This is a genomic window from Thermus albus (assembly GCF_022760855.1).
In the GTDB taxonomy this organism is placed as follows: domain Bacteria; phylum Deinococcota; class Deinococci; order Deinococcales; family Thermaceae; genus Thermus; species Thermus albus.
In genome coordinates this window covers 40,154-58,150 of the sequence record NZ_JAKTNR010000002.1, presented here as the reverse complement: position 1 = coordinate 58,150, position 17,997 = coordinate 40,154, and the positions used below count along the sequence as shown (strand labels likewise).

The window sequence follows — 17,997 nt, the reverse complement described above, 5'->3', positions numbered from 1 at the left end:
GTGGAGGGATCAGCGCCGTCTCAGGGCCTTCTGGCCGATGTCCTTGCGGTACTGGGCCCCAGGGAAACCCACCTGGGGGATGAAGGCATAGGCCCGCCCCAAGGCCTCCTCCAGGTCCTGGCCCAACCCCACCACGTTCAAAACCCGTCCCCCAGCGCTCACCAACTTACCCCCTTCCCACCGGGTCCCCGCATGGAAGACCAAGACCCCTTCCGGCGGCTCGGGCACATGCAGGGGAATCCCCTTCCTGGGGTTTTCCGGGTAGCCGGGTGCCGCCAGGACCACGCAGGCCGAGGCCCCTTCCCGCCAGGAAAGCTCCGTCCCCTTAAGCCGCCCCTCGGCCACCCTTAGGGCCAGCTCCACCAGATCGTTTTGCAAAAGGGGTAAAAGGGCTTGGGCCTCGGGGTCGCCGAAGCGGGCGTTAAACTCCAACACCTTGGGCCCTTCCCGGGTCAACATGAGGCCAGCGTAGACCACCCCGCGGTAGACCACACCCTCGGCCCGCAAGCCCTGGACCAGGGGTTTCAGGATCTCCTCCTCCACCCGCCGCAGGGTTTCCGAACCCATGGGATAGGGGGCCACCGCCCCCATCCCCCCGGTCATGGGTCCTTGGTCCCCATCCAGAAGCCGCTTGTGGTCCTGGGAGGGCAAAAGGGGAAGGATGGCCTCCCCATCGGTGAGGGCGAGAACCGTGGCCTCCTCCCCCTCCAGGTATTCCTCGATGACCACCTCGCCCCCCTCGGGTCCCGAAAGGATGTTGGACACCGCTTGTTTAGCGGTGTGGAGGTCAAAGGCCACCGTCACCCCCTTCCCCGCCGCCAGCCCCGAGTCCTTGACCACGATGGGTACCCCCACTTCCTCCACGTACTCCAGGGCCGAAAGGGGGTCCTGGAAAACCCTAAACCGGGCCGTGGGAATGCCGTAGCGCTCCATAAGGGCCTTGGCAAAGGCCTTGGAGCCCTCAATCATGGCCGCCTTCTGCGTGGGGCCGAAGACGAGAAGGCCCCGCCTTTGGAAGGCATCGGCGATCCCCTCCACCAAAGGGGCCTCGGGACCCACCAGGGTGAGGTCTATCCCCTCGTTCAAGGCCCAGTCCGCCAGGGCCTCCACGTCCCCATGCCAAGGCACCAGCTCCGCCAAAGCCGCCATCCCGGCATTGCCAGGGGCGGCGTAAAGCCTGTCCGCCAAGGGGCTTTGCGCCGCCTTCCAAAGGAGGGCGTGCTCCCGTCCCCCCGAGCCCACCACCAGCACCTTCATGGGGAAGATTCTACCCGGGTCAGCGTCTTTTCCACCTGAAGCCGGACCTCCTCAGGCAGGGTGGCGAGCTCCCGGCGCAGGGCAGGATGGTCCTCCGCCAAAAGGTGGGCGGCCAAAAAGGCCCCTCTTCCCCACTCGCCTCCTTGGCCCTGGAAGGCCCATAGCGCTATGGCCTCCTGTCCCCAGGCCTTAAGAAGGGCATACGCCCGCAGGTAAAGGGGCCTTTGCCGAGGGGGCAGACCCCGGAACCAAGGGGCGAGCTCCCCTTCCTCGGGGGGCGGGAAGGCAAGCCCCAGGAGGACAAGCCGCACCGCCTGGGGATAGAGGCGGTGTTCCAGGAAAAGCACCCGTCTTTCCAAGGCCTCCGGGGTGTCCCCGGGCAGGATGGGCACCCGGCCCTGCAGGACGATGGGGCCGGTGTCCATGCCCTGGTCCACGAAGTGCACCGTGGAGCCCGTTTCCTTCTCTCCCGCCATGAGGACCCGCCGGTGCACGTTTAGCCCCGGGTAGTCGGGAAGAAGGGAAGGGTGGATGTTCAAAAGCCGCCCGTACCAGGCCTCCACAAAACCAGGGGAAAGGAGGCGCATGAACCCGGCCAGGAGCACCAGGTCAATGCGCCTGGCCTGCAAGAGGGCCAAGGCCTCCCCCTCAAAGGCCCTCCGCCCCCGCCAGGGGATGGCCAGCGCCTCCACCCCCCGGCTCCCAGCCCGCCTCAGCGCGTAGGCCTCCGGGTTGTCGGAGAGGACCAGCACCACCTCCCCCCAGGGGTTTCCGGGCGGAAAGGCCTCGAGGAGGGCCTCCAGGTTGGTCCCCCGGCCCGAGGCCAAGACCGCCATGCGCGCAGGCCGGCCTAAAGGAAAGGGGGTGGAAAACCCGCGCCCCTCCATACTAAAGAGCCTCGGGATGGTGCTTCTGCCAGTAGCGCACCAGGCCTTGCAGGTTCATGTAAGGGGGATCGGCCAGCTCGTAAAGCTTTATCCCTTCCTCCCCCACCCCGGCCCGCCGCAAGCCTTCCCGCCAGTAGGTCTCAAAACGCTCCGTCATCACCTCCGGGGGAAGGCCCTCCTTGAGCCGGTGCAGGACCCAGCCCGCCCACTCCTCCAAAACACCCCTTAGGGCCAGGAGGTGGGCCTCCACGTCCCCATACCCTCCAAAGTGGGTGAGGTAAAGGGTTTTTGGCCGCAGGGCCAGGATGCGGTCCAAAGAAGCATACCAGCTTTCCAGGTGGATGTCGGGGGGCGGGGTGGGGGGCAGGACCGGCCCCGGGGCTATTCGCACCCCGGCCACGTCCCCGGCAAAGAGGAGCTCATCCACCAGGTAGGCGTGGTGGTGGGAGGCGTGGCCCAGGGTTTCCAGGGCCTGCACCCTAAGCCCCCCTAGGTTCACCACCTCCCCGTCCGCCAAAGCCCGCACCTGCGCCTGGGCAATACCCTTAAGCTCTCCCCAAAGGGGTTTCAGCATGGCCCCATAGATGCGCTCGGCGGAGGCCAGGAGCCTCGAGGGGTCCACCAGGTGAGGGGCCCCCCGCGGGTGCACGTACACCGTGGCCCCCAGCTGGGCCAGCCGCCAGGCGGCCCCGGCGTGGTCCAGGTGGATGTGGGTCACGAAGACGTGGCGGACCTCCTTGGGGTCCACCCCTTCCCGCCTTAGGGCCGCCTCGAGGCGGGGGTAGGTGCTCTCGGGCCCCGTTTCGATCAGTACTGGCCCCTCCTGGGACTCCAGGAGGAAGCTGGCGATCACCCTTTCCGCTCCCTGGAAGTGGAGGTCCAGGACCTTCACCATGGGCGCTCCTCCCTAGGGCCGATCCGGGTGTGGAGGGTGCCGATGCCCTCAACGGCCACCTCCAACCGGTCCCCAGGCCTAAGGGCCCCCACCCCTTCCGGCGTGCCCGTGAGGACCACGTCCAGGGGCTCCAAGGTCATGAAGCTGGAGATGTACGAGAGAATCGCCGCCACGGAAAAGATCATGGCGGACGTATGCCCTTCCTGGCGGAGCTCATCGTTCACGTAGGTGCGCACCCAGGTGTTCTGGGGGTCCAGATCCGTCTCAATCCAAGGACCTAGGGGCAAAAACTTGTCCGCGCTCTTGGCCCTGACCCACTGGAGGTCCTGCTTCTGCGCATCCCGGGCGGTGATGTCCACGGCGATGGTGTAGCCCAGCACGTGGTCTAGGGCCTTTTCCGGGGGCACGTTCCGCATGCGGTCCCCGATCACCACCGCCAGCTCCCCCTCGTAATGGAGCTCCTGGGTGAAGAAGGGGTAGGGCACAGCATCCCCCGTGTTCCAGGGGTCCCGGGGGTTACCAGGGTGGGCCAGGCTGTTGGGGGCCTTCAGGAACAGGCCCGGCTCCTTGGGCAGATCCTGGCCGAAGTCGTGGCCCATCTCCCGGATGTGCTCCTGGTAGTTCCTCCCCACGCAGACGATCTTGCTGGGCGTGGCCGGGACCAGAAGGCGCACCGCGGCCAGGTCATAACGCTTCCCCGTGGGGTTACCCCCCGGGCCATCGGTTTCCAGGACCAGCTCCCCTTCCAGTATGCCCCAACGCCCCTCGTGGAACCGGAGGATCTTCATGCCCTAAAGCTACCATCTTCCCCTAAGGATTTGCAGGCCCCTGAGCCCCACCAAAAGGGCCGCCAGGAAAGCCCCCAGCCTGCCCTCGGGGGAAGCCAGGAGCAAAAGGGCCAGGTACCCGAAGATGGCCCCAAAGGGAATGGGGTAGATGCCCCTCCGGCGCCTCCCCCAGTAAAGAAGGTGGTAGACCCCCGCCACCCCCAGGCCCAAGGCCGTGGCCAGGAAGGTTTCCCCGGGAAGCCAGGCCAGGAAGTAGCCCAAGGAGGGCGCAATCCCACCCCCGCCCCGGAAGCGGAAGAAAAGGGGCCAGTTGTGCCCCGCCACCACGGCCCCCGCCGCCCAGGCCCGCCACTCCGGCGGGGTCAGCCAGGCGGCCAGCGCCCCTTTCCCCAGGTCAAAAACCACCACCAAAAGGGCCGCCAAAGGGCCCTTTCGGCGGTAAACCCCAGAGCCCCCGGGAAGGTCCTTGGCCCGCACCTCGGGGAAGAAGAGGAGGCCTCCCACCAAGGAACCCAACAGGTACGCCCACAGCACATAGGCCATGCTCCCATTCTTGCAAAGGGCCGGGGCTTGCCCTATCCTAAGGATGGAAGTTTCCATGAAGCGCTTCCAGCGGTAGGATCGTCCGACCATGAGAAGGAAAAAACCCACCATCCTCGAGGTGGCCGCCCGGGCCGGGGTGGGCCTGGGCACCGTGAGCCGGGTGCTCAACAACCACAAGGCGGTGCGGCCGGAAACCCGGGCCCGCGTGCTGCAGGCCATGGAGGAGCTGGGCTACACCCCCAACCCCCATGCCCGGCGCATCGCGGGAGGGAGAAGCTACACGGTCTCGGTCCTCCTTCCCTTTGTGGCCACGGAGTTTTACCGCAGGCTTGTGGAGGGCATTGAGAGCGTGCTCTTGGAAAAGCGCTACGACCTGGCCCTCTTTCCCATCCTCTCCCAGGCCCGGCTTAGGCGCTATTTGGAAAGCTCCACCCTGGCCTTCCTCACCGACGGCCTCATCCTGGCCTCCTACGACCTCAGCGAACACTTTGAAGGGGGCCGTCTACCCACCGACCGTCCCGTGGTGCTGGTGGACGCCAAAAATCCCCGCTACGACTCCGTTTACCTGGACAACTTTCTGGGCGGCCACCTGGCCGGGGAGTACCTGGCCCGCTTCCCCGGGCCCATCTTCACCGTGAAGGTGGAGGAGGAACCCGACCGGGCCTTCCACCACACGGTCTTCGCCGAGCGCCTGGCCGGATTCCGGGAAGCCCTCAAGGCCACGGGCCGCCCCTTTCCCGAGGGGCACCTCTACACCACCCGCCTCTCCCAGGAAGGCGGCAGGCTTGCCCTCCGGTACTTCCTGGAAAAGGCCTCCCCGCCCCTCAACGTCTTCGCCGGCGCCGACCAGGTGGCCCTGGGGGTCCTGGAGGAGGCGGAGAGGCTGGGCCTTACCCTGGGCAAGGAGGTGCGGGTCCTGGGCTTTGACGGGCATCCCTTCACCGAGGAGGTGGGTCTTTCCACCATCGCCCAGCCGGTGGAGGCCATGGGGGCCCGGGCGGCGCAACTCCTCCTGGAAAGGATGGAAGGCTATGCCGGGCCACCCCGGGGGGTGCGGTTCGAGCCCCTCCTGATAGAACGGGCCTCCACCCGCACCTCCCCCACGGCCCCCTACCTGCCTTAGAATGCGCCCATGCGCCCGGAGACCCTGGTCTACCCCTTGCGTTGGCTCATGCTTTTGCCCGTGGTGGGCATGCTCCTCGGGGCCTTCTACTTCGCCTGGCATGCCCTCGAGGAAACCCTGGTGGCGGTGAAAAAACCCCTGGACGAAGCCCTTCCCGTCCTGGTGGGCGCCGTGGACCTGGCCCTTTTGAGCGCCGTCTTCCTCATCTTCAGCCTGGGCCTTTTTGAGCTTTTCATCCGCAAGCTGGAGCTCCCCTTGGAAAACGTCCTCACGGTGGAAAGCCTGGCCGACCTAAAGGGCAAGCTGGGCCAGGTTATCGTGATGATTCTGGTGGTGAAGTTCTTTGAGAAGGCCTCGGCCTTCAAGCCCCAGACCTCCTTGGACTTCCTCCTCTTCGCCGGGGGGGTGGCCTTCCTGGCCGCCTCCCTTTGGCTGGCCAAGGCCAAAGAATAGCCCTTGCTGGTCTATCTGGACCAAAACTACGCCAGCCGCATGGCCAAGCACCTCTTGGGCCAGCGGGGGCACGAGGTTTTCGGGGAGCTGTACCTGGCCCTTAAGGGCCAGGTCCTGGCCCCACCCAGCCCCTTCCACGTGCTGGAAACCCTCTACCCCATCCGGGGCCCTGCGGAAAAGGCCGGTTACCTCCTACCCGCCCTGGAGCGCCTTTTCGCCGAGCTTTCCCAAGGCTACTGGGTGCGCCCCTGGCAGGAGGTGGCCGTGCGCCAGGAGGGGGGGCTTTCCCGGGAGGATTTCCTCTGGAGGGGAGGAAGCTGGGAAGCCCCTGCGGACCTCTCCCCCTTCCGGGGCCTGCCCGAAAGCCTCCGGGGTCTGCCCTACCGGGAGGCCCTCGAGGAGGCCCTCAGGGAGATCAGGGCCCGCACCGGGCTTAAGGAGGTGCCCTTCGTGCGCCTTCTGGCCGAGCTTCTCGCCCGCATGGCCTCGGATACCCTCCGCAAACCCCGCCCCTCCGACCTTTTGGATGCGGTCATGGCGGCCACCCTCTACCCCTATGTGGACCTGCTTCTCACCGACCGTTACCTGCGGGGCCTCTTGCCGGGAAAGAGCGTAGGGGGTAGGCGAAAGGAAGTGGAAGCCCTAGTCGGGCGGTTCCGAAAGGGGGTAGACTCCTTGGCGTGAAGGGCATCCGGGACCCCAAGCTTTGGCCCATCGCCGAGAAGGTGGAAGCCGGCGAGCGGCTCACCTTCGCCGAGGGGCTCGTCCTCTACCAGACCCCAGACCTCCCAAACCTCATGCGCCTGGCCAACCGGGTGCGGGAGAGGAAGCACGGGCACAAGACCTATTTCGTGCATTCCATCCGGGTCTCCCAGACCAACATCTGCTACGTGGGCTGCACCTTCTGCGCCTTCCAAAGGAAGTTTGGCGAGGAAGGGGCCTGGGACTGGGACGTGGAAGAGGTGGTGGCCTGGGTCAGGGAGCGCTACCAGCCCGGCCTCACGGAGATCCACATGACGGCAGGCCACCACCCCAAAAGGCCTTTTCAGTACTACCTGGATCTGGTACGGGCCCTAAAGGAAGCCTTCCCCGGGGTCCAGGTGAAGGCCTGGACGGCGGCGGAGATCCACCACTTCTCCAAGATCGCCCGTCTTCCCTATAGGGAAGTGCTCCAGGCCCTCAAGGAAGCGGGGCTGGACGCCATGCCCGGAGGGGGGGCGGAGATCTTTGCCGACAGGGTGCGCAAGGAGATCGCCCGGGCCAAGGTTTCCGCGGAAGGATGGCTTTCCATCCATAGGATTGCCCATGAGCTGGGCATCCCCACCAACGCCACCATGCTCTACGGGCACATAGAGACCCTGGAGGAGCGCCTGGACCACATGGACCGCCTAAGGCGCCTTCAGGACGAAACCGGGGGCTTTATGAGCTTCATCCCCTTGGCCTTCCAACCGGACGGCAACCCTCTGGCCAAGAAGCTGGGCCAGCGGGGGTTCACCACCGGCCTGGACGACCTGCGCAACCTGGCCGTGGCCCGGCTTTACCTGGACAACATCCCCCACATCAAGGGGTACTGGGCCACCCTGACCCCGGAACTGGCCCAGGTTTCCCTGGACTGGGGGGTGACGGACATTGACGGCACCCTCATTGAGGAGCGCATCGTCCACATGGCGGGAAGCCCCACCCCCCAGGGACTTTCCAAAAGGGAGCTTGCGGGCATCATCCAGAGGGCAGGGCGCATCCCCGTGGAACGGGACGCCCTTTACCGGGAGATCCGGGTCTGGGACCAGGTGGCGGTTCCCTGGGGGGAAAGGGGCCCTAAAGAGGCCTGATGGTCTACGCCCTAGGGGTTCCCCTCTACGCCAACACCGCCCCCCTCTACCGCTTTCTGGAGCCAGGGAGCTGGCGGCTCTGCTATGGGGTTCCCGCGGAGCTCAACCGCATGGTGCTCTCGGGGGAGGTGGGGCTTTCCCTGGTTTCCAGCTACTTCTACCTGGAACACCAGGAGGAGCTGGGGCTTCTTCCCGACTTTTCCGTGGCCGTCCTGGGGCGGGTGTACTCGGTGAACCTATTCCATAAGGGAAGGCTTGCCAACCTAAGGCGCATTGCCCTCACCACGGAAAGCGCCACCAGCGTGGAGCTCCTAAAGCTCCTCCTTGGGGAACAGGGGGTTTTCCCCCAGTACGAGGCCAAGGAAGGGGGACTGGAGCTCCTTAAGGAGTACGACGGGGTCCTCCTCATCGGCGATAGGGCCATCCAGGCCTACGCCAGCCTCCTAAGCCACCTCCCTGAAACCCCCCACGCCCTCCCCACCCGCTTCGGGGAGGTGGCGGTGGTGGACCTTTCCATGCTCTGGTTTGCACGCACCAGGCTTCCCTTCGTCTTCGCCGTCTGGGCCTACCGCAAGGAAAACCCTCCTCCCTTGGAGGTGGTGCAGGCCTTGAGGAGGGCTCGGCGCCAGGGGCTTAGCCGGCTGGGAGAAGTAGCGGAAGCCGAGGCCAAGCGGCTTGGAATCCACCCGGCCCTGATGGAGCACTACCTTTGGAACTTCCGCTACCACCTGGAGGAGCCCGATCGCTTAGGCCTTAAGGCCTTCGCCCAGGCCCTGGGCCTCCCCTTCGCCCCCCTCTACTATCCCGCCTGACCCCAGACGCCTTGGCCCTACGGGCCGGTGCGCCTTACCGCCAGCCTTCGGGAGCGAACCCCAGGCGGGGGCCTCCCCCCTTGACAGGGTCCTTTCCCTTCCCTATGCTTGGAGGCAATATGCGGACCCTTGGGCGCCACTTCGGCTTTTATTATCCCGCCGGGGGCGCCCTGCGGCCCGCATGAGGCTTTTCCGCAAGAAGGGCGCCCCCAAAAAGGGGGCGCCCAAGGCTTTTCGGAGGGAACCATGCTGATCGTGATGCGGCGAGGACATACGGAAGCGGAGCTGGAAGAGGTCATTGGGGAGATTGAGAAGGTGGGCTACCGGCCCCACGTTTCCCGGGGGGTGGAGACCACCTTGGTGGGGGCCATCGGTCGCGGGCCCACCCCGGAGCTCATGGAGCACTTCCGCGCCCTTCCCGGGGTGGCGGAGGTGATCCCCATCTCCAAGCCCTACAAGCTGGCGAGCCTCGAGGTCCAGCCCTTTCCCACCGTCTTGGAGTTCCCCACGGGCAAAACCGGGGGCGGGCACGTGCTCATCGCCGCCGGGCCCTGCGGGGTGGAGTCCCGGGAGCAGACCCTAAGGGCCGCCCGCTACGTGAAGGCCCACGGGGCGGGGATGCTGAGAGGCGGGGCCTTCAAACCCAGGACCAGCCCCTACGCCTTCCAGGGCCTTGGCCTGGAGGGGCTCAAGATCCTGGCCGAGGCCCGGCGGGAGACGGGGCTTCCCGTGGTCACCGAGGTCCTCTCCCCCGAGCAGGTGGAACTGGTGGCGGAGTATGCCGACGCCCTGCAGATCGGGGCCCGCAACGCCCAGAACTTCGCCCTCCTCCAGGCGGTGGGGGAGGTGAAAAAGCCCGTCCTCCTCAAACGGGGCATGAGCATGACCCTGGAGGAGTTCCTAATGAGCGCCGAATACATCCTCTCCCGGGGGAACATGCAGGTGATCCTGGTGGAAAGGGGAATCCGCACCTTTGAGAAGGCCACCCGCTTCACCCTGGACGTTTCCGCGGTGCCCGTGCTCAAAAGCCTCACCCATCTTCCCGTATGGGTGGACCCTTCCCACCCCGCAGGCCGGCGGGAATGGGTCATCCCCTTAGCCCTGGCGGGGCTGGCGGCGGGGGCGGACGGCCTTATCGTGGAAACCCATCCCGAGCCGGAAAAAGCCCTTTCCGATGCCGCCCAGCAGCTCCATGAGCACGAGTTCGCCGAGCTCATGCAAAAGGCCCGCCGCCTGGTGGAGGCCTTGGACAAAACCCTCTCCGCACCGGTCCTAGGATGAAGCCCCTTTTTGGCAAGGTGGGGATCTTTGGGGTGGGGCTTTTGGGAGGAAGCGTGGCCTTGGGCCTGAAGGAGCGCTTCCTGGCCGAGGAGGTCCATGCCTACGACCAAGACCCCGAGGCCCTGGAAAGGGCCCTTTTCCTGGGGGTGGCCGACCGGATCCACCCCCAGCTAGGGCCCTGGGTGGAAGAACTGGAGCTGGGCATCCTGGCCGCACCCGTGGGGGCCTTGGCGGACCTGGGCCGGGAGCTGGCCCCCTTGGCCCACCCCGAAAGCCTCTGGACCGATGTGGGAAGCGTGAAAGCCAAGGTGGTGGCGGCCCTCGAGGACACCCTCCCCCACTTCCTGGGGGGCCACCCCATGGCGGGAAGCGAGCGGGCCGGGGTGGAAAACGCCCACGCCGGCCTCCTGCAAAACGCCATCTGGGTCCTCACCCCCACGGAAAGGACTAGCCCCCAGGCCAAGGAAAGCCTCCGCCAGCTGGTGGAGGCCTTGGGGGCCTATCCTTTGGAGATCCCCCCAGGGCTCCACGACCAGCTGGTGGCCCGCATCTCCCACCTCCCCTACCTCCTGGCCGTGGCCCTGAACCACCTGGTGGCCCATAGCCCCTACCGGGACCTCCTCATGTTCTTGGCCGCCGGGGGGTTTCGCGACCTGACCCGGGTGGCCTCCGGCTCCCCCCGGATGAGCCGGGACATGGTGGTGGAGAACAAAGAAGCCCTCAAGGAGGCCATAGAGGAGCTAAGGGGGGTGCTAGGGGAACTGGAAGACCTCCTGGACCAGCCCGAGGCCCTTCTCCAAGCGGCGGTTGAGGCCAAGCGCACCCGGGATAGCCTCCCCATCGTGCGCCGCAGCCTCCTGCCCGAGATGCACGACCTGGTGGTCCAGGTACCCGACCGCCCGGGCCAGATCGCCAAGATAGCCACTGCCCTAGGCGAAGCCGGGGTCAACATCAAGGACATCGAGGTCCTCACCATCCGCGAGGAAGCCGGGGCCATCCGGCTGGGCTTTGCCAGCCGGGAGGAGCGGGAAAGGGCCCGGGAAGTGCTCTCCCAGGTGGGGTACCGGGTCTCGTGACGACTCCTCGCTTTGAAGAGCGAGGCTTCTCGGTTCTAGGTTGGAGCACCTATCCCCGGTCAGCCGGAAGGCTATCTTGTAGGCTCCGTCCGAGCCTGGAAAATTCCGTTCCGCGGCAGGCGAGCGCTATGCTCAAGCTCAAGATACGGGCTGCGCCCGTGACCTGCCACGGGTGGACGGTGCTTCTGGTCCACGGGCATATCGTAGCACACCTACCGCAAAATGTGCCGTGTGTCCCTATGGGACACGTGGGGGAGTTCATGTAGCTTCGCTGACCCATGTATCCCCGGTTTGAAAACCGGGGATTATAGCCCCCCACACCCCCCTTTTCTCTAGAGGTCCCGTTCCACCCGGTTCTTTCCCTCCCCCTTGGCCCGGTAAAGGGCCCTATCCGCCCTTTGGAATAGGTCCCGTAGATCTCCTTGGTACACCGCCACCCCAAAGCTTCCCGTGACCCCTAAGCGGCTAAGCCCGGTCCTGAGCCTTTCCGCCACCTGCATCGCCTCCTCCCCCTCGGTCCTAGGAAGGAGGATGGCGAACTCCTCTCCACCCCAGCGCCCCACCAGATCCCCCTGGCGCACGTGGGTCACCAGGTACTGGGCCACCTCCTTTAGGAGCCGGTCCCCCGCCAGGTGACCCTGGGTGTCGTTGACCTTTTTGAAGTCGTCCAGGTCTAGGATCACCAGGCTAAAGGGCTTTTCCCCCCGCTCCACCCGGGCCGCCTCCCGCTCTAGGGCCATCTCCAAGGCCCGGCGGTTGGGAAGGCCAGTGAGGGGGCAGGTTAGGGCTTGCTCCTTCCAAAAGCGCATCTGGCCATGAAGTTCTCGGAACCGGGCCAGGAGGAAGGTGAGGCTGTAGAGGATAGCCTGGCTTACCGCAAAATGGGGCCAAGCGTCCAGGTTCCGGCCCCACACCAGGGGGGCCAGGACCAAGACCCCACCCCAAAAGGCCCCCAAAAGATGCCCCAAGGACCAAGGAGGATAGGCGAACCCGGAAAGCAGGTACAGGGCCGGGGTGAAGAACCCAGCCAAGGGCCAGCCCTCCCCCATCCGCCACATCTCAAAAAGCAGATAGGCACCTAGAGGATGGAGGAGAAGGCGGGGCGCCACCTTGGGGCCCCGGCTCATGGCCCAAAGGGCCCAGAGGACCAGCAAAAGGTGGACGAGAACCTCCAGGCCCTGGGGCGGGAAGCGCCTCACCTGGAGCAAAAGGCCCAGGGCCAACCCCGCCCAGCTGGCAAAGTAGAAGACCCGGCCCCGGCCATCCATGCTTCCAGGGTAGACTCCTTCCTGTCAAAGGCCCGTGAAAATAGACCCGTTAGGGCAGGACCTTGCCCGGGTTCAGGAGCCCCTGGGGATCCAAGGTGGCCTTTACCGTGCGGAAAGCCTCGAGGGTCCCTTCCTCCACCGCTTCCTTCATGAACTCCCGCTTCATGAGGCCAATCCCATGCTCCCCGGAAAGCACGCCGCCATGCCGTAGGGCCACCCGGGCGATCTGGTGGGCCAGCTCCCAGACCCGTTCCTCGCTCTCCCGCCTGGGGTCAAAGAGGATGTTGGGGTGCAGGTTCCCATCCCCAATATGGCCAAACTGGGCCACCACCAGGCCGTAGGCCTCCCCCAAGGCCTGGATCTCCCGCACCACCTCAGGAAGCTGGCTTCTGGGCACCGCGATGTCCTCGTTGACCCGCTTGGGGCGGATGCGGCCCAAGGCGGGGCTCACGCTCCGCCTGGCCCGCCAAAGGGCCTCCGCCTCCTTCTCGTCCCGCGCCTTCTGCACCCTAGCCCCAAGTTCCTGGGCCGTCCTCTCCAGAAGCGAAAGCTCCTCTTGGACCACCTCGAGGTCCTCCCCATCCGTTTCCGCCAAAAGGAGGGCATGCCCTCTTGGAAGCCCCAGGCCCAGGTAGTCCTCCACGGCGTTTACGCAAACGGGATCCAAAAACTCCAGCTTCGCCGGCACCGCCCCCAAGGCGATGGCCCGGGAGACCGCCTCTGCCAGGGCGCCCACGTGGGGAAAGGCCGCCATCAAGGTGGCCCGGTACCGGGGAAGGGGAAGAAGCCGCACCCGCACCCCCGTGATCAGGCCCAAGGTCCCTTCCGAGCCGATAAGCAGGCCAGCCACATCGTAGGCCTCCCGGCCCAGGCGGTGCACCTCCCCCCAGGCGTCCACGAACTCCAGCTCCAAGACGTAATCCCCCGTGACCCCGTACTTGAAGCAGAGGGGCCCCCCGGCGTTCTCCCCCAGGTTGCCCCCCAGGGTGCTGGTGCGCGAGGAGGCGGGGTCAGGGGGGTAGAAAAGCCCGTAGGGCCTGGCCTCCTCCGAGATCCTGGCCGTGGTCACCCCAGGCTCGGCCCAGGCGGTACGCCCTACAGGGTCCAGCTCCAGGCGGGTCATGCGGGTAAAGGCCACCACAATGGCCCCCTCCTCCGGCACCGCCCCCCCGCTCAGGCCGCTTCCCGCACCCCGGGGAACCAGGGGAAGGTGGTACTTCCGGGCCAGGCGCACCAGGGCCTGCACCTCCTCCCGGGACTCCGGCAGGGCCACCGCCAAAGGCTCCGGCCCCACCAGGATGGCGTCGTAGCGGTACACCCCTTTCTCCGCCGGGGAAAGGAGGGCCCTGGAGCCGAAAAGGGCCTTCAGCTCCTCGCGCACCTCCCCGGTCTGCGCTTTTCCCCAAGCCGCCATGCCCTAAGGGTACCAGCCCGGATCGCAATAGGGGGAGGAGTCGGGGATTACCGGGTTGGCCGCCCGCACATAGGGCCCAGCCAAGCCCCCGGTGTGGCCCCGAAGCCAAAGCCTGCGCTCGGGCAAGGGCTCCACGGTGACGCCCTGGGGCCTTAACGCCGCTCCTGAAGGCGAGGCCAGGGAAACCGCCCGTATCCCTCCCGAAGGCGTCACCTCCACAAAGCCCCGGACCTCTCCAGAATATATAGGCCCCCAAAGGGTATAGCGCTCCTCCGGGCGGGCTTGGCTTGGGCTTAGGCCCTCAGGAATCCAGAAAAACTCCAGTCGGTCCAGCCTTCCCTCCAGGCTAAAGCGGAAGTCCACCCGGGTATTGGCAGAGGCGCAGTAGGTGCCTTGCGTTTTCAGCCCCGTGATGCGGTGGCCTGGATAGACCACTTCCAGGGTCAGGGTGCAGGCGGAAAGGAGCCAAAGGAGGGGGAACAAAAGACCCCGCATGCTCCTATCTTCGCGAGATCCTCCCCAAGAAGGTTTTGTCCCCGCTAAAGCCCCCTTTAGACTTGGGCCATGGCCTACTGGCTTCTCAAGTCCGAACCCGAGGTGTATAGCATCCTGGACCTGAAGCAGGAAGGCGGGGCCGTTTGGGACGGGGTGCGCAACTACCAGGCCCGGAACTACCTGATGCGGATGCAGGTGGGGGACCTTTGTTTCTTTTACCATTCGGGCGCCAACCCTCCGGGGATTGCCGGGCTTTGCCAAGTGGTGAGGACCCTGGTTCCTGACCCCACGCAGTTTGACCCTCAAAGCCCCTATTTTGACCCCAAGGCCACCCGGGAAAAGCCCCGCTGGTACACGGTGGAGGTGGCCTTCCTCGAGGCCTGGCCCCTCATCCCCCTGGCCCAGCTCAAGGCCTGCTTTCCCCAAGACCACCCCCTGGTAAAGAGGGGGAACCGGCTTTCCGTGATGCCGGTTCCCCCGGAGGTGGCCGAGAAGCTTATTGCGCGGAAAGGGTGCCGATGATCTTGAAGAGGGGCAGGAACATCCCCGCCACGATCATGCCCACAATCACCCCCAGGAAGATGATCATGAGGGGCTCAATGGCCGCAGTGAGGCTGGCCACCGCCTCGTCCACCTCCCGCTCGTAGAAGTCGGCGATCTTGGAAAGCAAGGTATCCAAGGCCCCTGTTTCCTCGCCGATGGCCACCATGGAGCTCACCATGGGCGGAAAGACGAAGGGGTGCTGGGCCAGGGTAAGGTTCAAGGGTTCCCCTTGTTGCACCTTGAGCTTAGCCATGTCCACGATCTCCTCCACCACGCTATTCCCCGCGGTTCCCTTGGTGATGTCCAAGGACTCCACGATGTTCACCCCGCTGGAAAGGAGCAGGGCCAGGGTGCGGGAAAAACGGGCCACCGCCGTCTTGCGGTTTAGGTTGCCGAAGACGGGCATCCGGAGCTTCACGCGGTCAACCGCCTTCCGCCCCTGGGGGGTGCCATAGTACCAGCGGTAGACGAAGAAAAGGACCACCAATAGCAGCAAAAGGGGCAGGGTGGCCGCCCGGAGGAAGTCCGAAAGGGCGATGAGGAAACGGGTAAGCAGGGGAAGCTCCGAACCCAAGTCCGTGAGGATCTGGGCAAACTGGGGCACGATGCCGGTGAGGAGGAAGTAGGCCACGCCCACGGCAAAGACGAAGACGATGGTGGGGTAGGTCATGGCGCTACGGATCTTGCCCCTCAGCTCCAGGTCCTTCTCCAGGAAGGTGGCCAAGCGGTCCAGGATCACGTCCAAACCGCCCGAGGTCTCCCCAGCCCGCACCAGGTTCACGTAAAGCCGGGAGAAGAGCTTGTGCTTGGCCAGGGCCTCGGAGAAGGCCATGCCGCCTTCTATGTCGGTGCGGACCTTCTTGATGATCTCCCGGAACTTCTTGTTCTCCGTCTGCTTTTCCAGAATGGATAGGGATTGGAGCAGGGTAAGCCCTGCCCCCAGCATGGTGGCCAGCTGCCGGGAAAAGATGGCCAGGTCCTTAAGCCCGGGCCCCCTCTCCAAAGCGGGAAGCCGCACCTCCGCCTGCAAGCCCCTTCCCGGCTCCTTGATCTCGGCCACAAAAAGACCCCGGTCCCTAAGGAGCCTGGCAGCGGTGCGCAGGTCCTCGGCCTCAATGGTGGCCTCCACCAGGCGGCCCTGGCGGTCGCGGGCCTTATACTGGTAGACCGGCATGGTAGAAGTATACCAGAAGGTCCAGGAAGCGGCGGAGACCCTCAAGGATGGGGGCCTGGTGGCCTTTCCCACCGACACCGTCTGGGGGGTGCTGGCCCGGATGGAGGATGAGGCCGCCTGCCGGCGCATCTACGCCCTGAAGGGACGGGGGGAGGAAAAGCCCTTGCAGGTACTGGTGGCGGATCTGGAAAGCGCCTTGGGCCTGGCGGACCTGGGGCCTCTTAAGGGGAAGTTCCTGCGCCTGGTGGAGGCCTTCTGGCCTGGCGGGCTCACCGTGGTGGTGCCGGGGCGAAACATTCCCCCTTGGATCAGCCGGGATGGCTCCGTGGGGCTCAGGATGCCGGACCACGGGCTTCTTAGGGAGCTCCTCCGCCAAGTGGGCGGGTATGCCGCCGCCACCAGCCTCAACAAAAGCGGAGAACCCCCGGTCCGCACAGAGGCCGAGGCCCGGGCCTTCGGCGTAGACTATGTCTTCCCCGGGGAGGCTAAGGGCCTAGCCTCCAGCGTGGTGGACCTGCGCACGGGGAAGGTCCTAAGGGAAGGGTCCATTCCCCAGGAGGCCCTTTGGCCTTACCTGCAAGATGCCTAGCCTAAAGGCCGAGCTTCTAGCGGTCCTCTTCGCTGCGGGCAGGCCCGTGTCCTTACGGGAACTAAAGGCCTTGGGCCATCCGGAGGAGGGGCTCCTGAGGGCGCTCCAGGCCTTGGAGGCGGAACTCAAGGAGGGAGGCCTAGGGGTGGCCCTGGAACGGGTGGCGGGAGGCTGGCGGCTGGTGGTGCACGAGGGAGTTCTAGGAGCCGTGGAAAAGGTCCTCAAGCCCAGCCCGCCTCGGCTCTCCAAGGCGGCCCTGGAGGTCCTGGCCCTCATCGCCTACCACCAGCCCGTGGCCCGGGCGGAGTTGGAGGCCATGCGGGGCAAAAGCGTGGAGGGAGTCCTGGACAGTCTCTTGGAACGGGGGCTCATCCGGGTGGTGGGCGAGAAGGAAGCCCCGGGCCGGCCCAAGCTTTACGGCACCACGGAGCGCTTCCTGGAGGTCTTCGGCCTGGAAAGCCTAGAGGACCTCCCGCCCCTCGAGGACGGCCCACCCCTCCTCTTCCTCCGAGGCTAAGGCCTCCCGCGCCGGGATGGGCAGGGGGCTAAAGAGTTCGTTCTGGCGCACGAAGGCCAGGAGAAAGCGGCCCAATAGCCGCATCTGGGTTCGGTGGGCACGGATGGCCTTTTCCTTAAGCCTCACCTCCTCCTCGCTCAGGGGAAAGCGGCGCCAAGGGAGGCCCCTTCCCCTAGGGGGCGGGTAGAGGGGAAGCCGGGGATGGAGCCCTTTGGGCAGGGGGTACTGGTACCCCCCGTGGATGAGGTAGTACTCCAGCCTCTTCTCCATTCCCAAAGAAGCCGCTACCTGCATGCCGAAGTAGGCGGTGGCCTGGTGGTCCCGATGCGCGTCCAGTGGGCTTGGAAGGAGGATACGGGTGGGCTTGAGGGCAGTGAGAAGCTCCACCAAGGTGGCCTCCAAGGCCTTGCCCGTGTAGGGAAGCCCAGGGCGGTAACAGCCCGGGTAGGCCACCGCCTTAAGCCCGGTGTAGGGGCTTTCGTAGGGCAGGTAGTAGTGGGTGGTGAAAAGGGCGAAAAGCCCTTGGTCGGGAAACCCCAGGAAATAGGCGTTATCCCGGGGAAGGCCCAGGACCTCGAGGCCCCGCCAGGCCTCCACCATGCGCCTTAAGGCCAGCCGGCGCATGGCCTCCTTGGAGGGCAAAGGGCTTCCCGCAGCCAGGTCAAAGGCATCCCCCGAGGTGAGGTAGACCACGCTCACCCGCCCTCCCCTTAGAAGAGTGCGGCGCATCAGACCCGCCGCCGCCAGCACCTCGTCGTCCGGGTGGGGGACCAGGAGGAGGAGGTGCTCCCCCGGCTGGGGTTGCGGATAGGGAGGAAGCCTCCGCACCCGGAAGGAGGTGGTAAGGGCGTGGTAGTAGGCGAAGATGAACCTCCCGTTGATGAAAGCCCAAACCCCCAGGGCCGCCAGGATGAGCCCCACCCGCTCCGCCCAGAGGAGGCCCAGCCAAAGCCTTAAGGCCTCCGCCAAAACCAGGTAGAGGGCCAAAAGGAAGAGGAGCCACTGCCAGGGAGCCAGGCGGCGCACAAGGGGCATTGTACGGGCTAAAGTGGT

General features: G+C 65.8%; 20 protein-coding genes. 10 read left to right on the top strand and 10 right to left on the bottom strand.

The features are described from left to right. Window positions 1-9: 9 nt before the first annotated feature. From purD to L0D18_RS02255, 5 genes are read right to left on the bottom strand one after another with little or no spacing between them, the layout of a single operon-like run. A complete protein-coding gene (purD, locus tag L0D18_RS02275; RefSeq protein ID WP_243027119.1) occupies window positions 10-1,257 on the bottom strand; it encodes a phosphoribosylamine--glycine ligase in 1,248 nt (415 codons plus the stop codon). Next, window positions 1,254-2,093: a phosphoribosylglycinamide formyltransferase gene (gene purN, locus L0D18_RS02270; RefSeq protein ID WP_243027118.1), complete on the bottom strand. Its 840-nt coding sequence runs from the start codon at window positions 2,091-2,093 to the stop codon at window positions 1,254-1,256. The genes purD and purN overlap by 4 nt, the downstream gene beginning before the upstream one ends. A 52-nt stretch (window positions 2,094-2,145) precedes the next feature. Next, on the bottom strand, window positions 2,146-3,039 hold the full coding sequence (locus tag L0D18_RS02265; protein WP_243027117.1) for an MBL fold metallo-hydrolase: 894 nt from the start codon (window positions 3,037-3,039) through the stop codon (window positions 2,146-2,148). Beyond that, window positions 3,033-3,827 carry a fumarylacetoacetate hydrolase family protein gene (locus L0D18_RS02260; protein WP_243027116.1) on the bottom strand — a complete coding sequence of 265 codons (795 nt, stop codon included), beginning with the start codon at window positions 3,825-3,827 and terminating at the stop codon, window positions 3,033-3,035. Before L0D18_RS02260 ends, L0D18_RS02265 begins: the two co-directional genes overlap by 7 nt. Window positions 3,828-3,836: 9 nt before the next feature. Further along, window positions 3,837-4,370 carry a glycerol-3-phosphate acyltransferase gene (locus L0D18_RS02255; protein ID WP_243027114.1) on the bottom strand — a complete coding sequence of 178 codons (534 nt, stop codon included), beginning with the start codon at window positions 4,368-4,370 and terminating at the stop codon, window positions 3,837-3,839. 88 nt (window positions 4,371-4,458) lie between these two features. Between L0D18_RS02255 and L0D18_RS02250 the strand changes: the two genes are divergently transcribed. From L0D18_RS02250 to L0D18_RS02220, 7 genes are all read left to right on the top strand, one after another. Beyond that, the gene (locus tag L0D18_RS02250) at window positions 4,459-5,493 is read left to right on the top strand and encodes a LacI family DNA-binding transcriptional regulator (RefSeq protein WP_243027112.1); all 1,035 of its coding nucleotides are present in this window, start codon (window positions 4,459-4,461) and stop codon (window positions 5,491-5,493) included. A gap of 9 nt (window positions 5,494-5,502) precedes the next feature. After that, a complete protein-coding gene (locus L0D18_RS02245; protein ID WP_243027110.1) occupies window positions 5,503-5,946 on the top strand; it encodes a YqhA family protein in 444 nt (147 codons plus the stop codon). Window positions 5,947-5,949: 3 nt separating this feature from the next. Beyond that, the gene (locus tag L0D18_RS02240) at window positions 5,950-6,630 is read left to right on the top strand and encodes a hypothetical protein (RefSeq protein ID WP_243027109.1); all 681 of its coding nucleotides are present in this window, start codon (window positions 5,950-5,952) and stop codon (window positions 6,628-6,630) included. Next, entirely contained in the window at window positions 6,627-7,775 is a 1,149-nt protein-coding gene (mqnE, locus tag L0D18_RS02235) for an aminofutalosine synthase MqnE (protein WP_243027108.1), read from the top strand. The genes L0D18_RS02240 and mqnE overlap by 4 nt, the downstream gene beginning before the upstream one ends. Then, window positions 7,775-8,587, top strand: coding sequence for a menaquinone biosynthetic enzyme MqnA/MqnD family protein (locus L0D18_RS02230; RefSeq protein ID WP_243027107.1), 813 nt, complete (start codon window positions 7,775-7,777; stop codon window positions 8,585-8,587). Before mqnE ends, L0D18_RS02230 begins: the two co-directional genes overlap by 1 nt. Window positions 8,588-8,833: 246 nt before the next feature. Further along, window positions 8,834-9,868: a 3-deoxy-7-phosphoheptulonate synthase gene (gene aroF / locus L0D18_RS02225; RefSeq protein ID WP_243027106.1), complete on the top strand. Its 1,035-nt coding sequence runs from the start codon at window positions 8,834-8,836 to the stop codon at window positions 9,866-9,868. Then, window positions 9,865-10,944, top strand: coding sequence for a prephenate dehydrogenase (locus L0D18_RS02220; protein WP_243027105.1), 1,080 nt, complete (start codon window positions 9,865-9,867; stop codon window positions 10,942-10,944). The genes aroF and L0D18_RS02220 overlap by 4 nt, the downstream gene beginning before the upstream one ends. Window positions 10,945-11,276: 332 nt before the next feature. On the opposite strand, the gene L0D18_RS02215 is transcribed toward L0D18_RS02220, so the two are convergent. Genes L0D18_RS02215 through L0D18_RS02205 form a run of 3 tightly spaced genes read right to left on the bottom strand, consistent with a single transcriptional unit; the run spans window position 11,277 to window position 14,121 of the window. Further along, the gene (locus tag L0D18_RS02215; protein WP_243027104.1) at window positions 11,277-12,212 is read right to left on the bottom strand and encodes a GGDEF domain-containing protein; all 936 of its coding nucleotides are present in this window, start codon (window positions 12,210-12,212) and stop codon (window positions 11,277-11,279) included. Between the two features lie 49 nt (window positions 12,213-12,261). Further along, the gene (locus L0D18_RS02210) at window positions 12,262-13,626 is read right to left on the bottom strand and encodes an FAD-binding oxidoreductase (protein WP_243027103.1); all 1,365 of its coding nucleotides are present in this window, start codon (window positions 13,624-13,626) and stop codon (window positions 12,262-12,264) included. 3 nt (window positions 13,627-13,629) lie between these two features. After that, entirely contained in the window at window positions 13,630-14,121 is a 492-nt protein-coding gene (locus L0D18_RS02205; RefSeq protein WP_243027102.1) for a hypothetical protein, read from the bottom strand. A 69-nt stretch (window positions 14,122-14,190) separates the two neighbouring features. On the opposite strand from L0D18_RS02205, the gene L0D18_RS02200 reads away from it, so the two are divergent. Further along, complete coding sequence (locus L0D18_RS02200; RefSeq protein WP_243027101.1) at window positions 14,191-14,643, top strand: EVE domain-containing protein; 453 nt, start codon at window positions 14,191-14,193, stop codon at window positions 14,641-14,643. On the opposite strand, the gene pilC is transcribed toward L0D18_RS02200, so the two are convergent. Beyond that, window positions 14,618-15,838 carry a type IV pilus assembly protein PilC gene (gene pilC / locus L0D18_RS02195; protein ID WP_243027100.1) on the bottom strand — a complete coding sequence of 407 codons (1,221 nt, stop codon included), beginning with the start codon at window positions 15,836-15,838 and terminating at the stop codon, window positions 14,618-14,620. The genes L0D18_RS02200 and pilC overlap by 26 nt on opposite strands. Between pilC and L0D18_RS02190 the strand changes: the two genes are divergently transcribed. Together L0D18_RS02190 and scpB are read left to right on the top strand one after the other, a co-directional pair. After that, on the top strand, window positions 15,837-16,427 hold the full coding sequence (locus L0D18_RS02190) for an L-threonylcarbamoyladenylate synthase (RefSeq protein ID WP_243027098.1): 591 nt from the start codon (window positions 15,837-15,839) through the stop codon (window positions 16,425-16,427). The two genes, pilC and L0D18_RS02190, sit on opposite strands and share 2 nt — an antisense overlap. Then, the gene (gene scpB / locus L0D18_RS02185; RefSeq protein WP_243027097.1) at window positions 16,420-16,944 is read left to right on the top strand and encodes an SMC-Scp complex subunit ScpB; all 525 of its coding nucleotides are present in this window, start codon (window positions 16,420-16,422) and stop codon (window positions 16,942-16,944) included. Before L0D18_RS02190 ends, scpB begins: the two co-directional genes overlap by 8 nt. On the opposite strand, the gene L0D18_RS02180 is transcribed toward scpB, so the two are convergent. Continuing rightward, on the bottom strand, window positions 16,888-17,970 hold the full coding sequence (locus tag L0D18_RS02180; protein ID WP_243027096.1) for a PIG-L deacetylase family protein: 1,083 nt from the start codon (window positions 17,968-17,970) through the stop codon (window positions 16,888-16,890). The two genes, scpB and L0D18_RS02180, sit on opposite strands and share 57 nt — an antisense overlap. Window positions 17,971-17,997: the final 27 nt, after the last annotated feature.

Coding starts and splice junctions, on each gene's coding strand:
- scpB (WP_243027097.1), top strand. CDS start 16,420: ATGCCTAGCCTAAAGGCCGAGCTTCTAGCGGTCCTCTTCGCTGCGGGC.
- L0D18_RS02205 (WP_243027102.1), bottom strand. CDS start 14,121: ATGCGGGGTCTTTTGTTCCCCCTCCTTTGGCTCCTTTCCGCCTGCACC.
- L0D18_RS02210 (WP_243027103.1), bottom strand. CDS start 13,626: ATGGCGGCTTGGGGAAAAGCGCAGACCGGGGAGGTGCGCGAGGAGCTG.
- aroF (WP_243027106.1), top strand. CDS start 8,834: ATGCTGATCGTGATGCGGCGAGGACATACGGAAGCGGAGCTGGAAGAG.
- purN (WP_243027118.1), bottom strand. CDS start 2,093: ATGGCGGTCTTGGCCTCGGGCCGGGGGACCAACCTGGAGGCCCTCCTC.
- L0D18_RS02215 (WP_243027104.1), bottom strand. CDS start 12,212: ATGGATGGCCGGGGCCGGGTCTTCTACTTTGCCAGCTGGGCGGGGTTG.
- L0D18_RS02245 (WP_243027110.1), top strand. CDS start 5,503: ATGCGCCCGGAGACCCTGGTCTACCCCTTGCGTTGGCTCATGCTTTTG.
- L0D18_RS02265 (WP_243027117.1), bottom strand. CDS start 3,039: ATGGTGAAGGTCCTGGACCTCCACTTCCAGGGAGCGGAAAGGGTGATC.
- pilC (WP_243027100.1), bottom strand. CDS start 15,838: ATGCCGGTCTACCAGTATAAGGCCCGCGACCGCCAGGGCCGCCTGGTG.
- L0D18_RS02255 (WP_243027114.1), bottom strand. CDS start 4,370: ATGGCCTATGTGCTGTGGGCGTACCTGTTGGGTTCCTTGGTGGGAGGC.
- L0D18_RS02200 (WP_243027101.1), top strand. CDS start 14,191: ATGGCCTACTGGCTTCTCAAGTCCGAACCCGAGGTGTATAGCATCCTG.
- L0D18_RS02260 (WP_243027116.1), bottom strand. CDS start 3,827: ATGAAGATCCTCCGGTTCCACGAGGGGCGTTGGGGCATACTGGAAGGG.
- L0D18_RS02230 (WP_243027107.1), top strand. CDS start 7,775: ATGGTCTACGCCCTAGGGGTTCCCCTCTACGCCAACACCGCCCCCCTC.
- L0D18_RS02190 (WP_243027098.1), top strand. CDS start 15,837: ATGGTAGAAGTATACCAGAAGGTCCAGGAAGCGGCGGAGACCCTCAAG.
- L0D18_RS02220 (WP_243027105.1), top strand. CDS start 9,865: ATGAAGCCCCTTTTTGGCAAGGTGGGGATCTTTGGGGTGGGGCTTTTG.
- purD (WP_243027119.1), bottom strand. CDS start 1,257: ATGAAGGTGCTGGTGGTGGGCTCGGGGGGACGGGAGCACGCCCTCCTT.
- L0D18_RS02250 (WP_243027112.1), top strand. CDS start 4,459: ATGAGAAGGAAAAAACCCACCATCCTCGAGGTGGCCGCCCGGGCCGGG.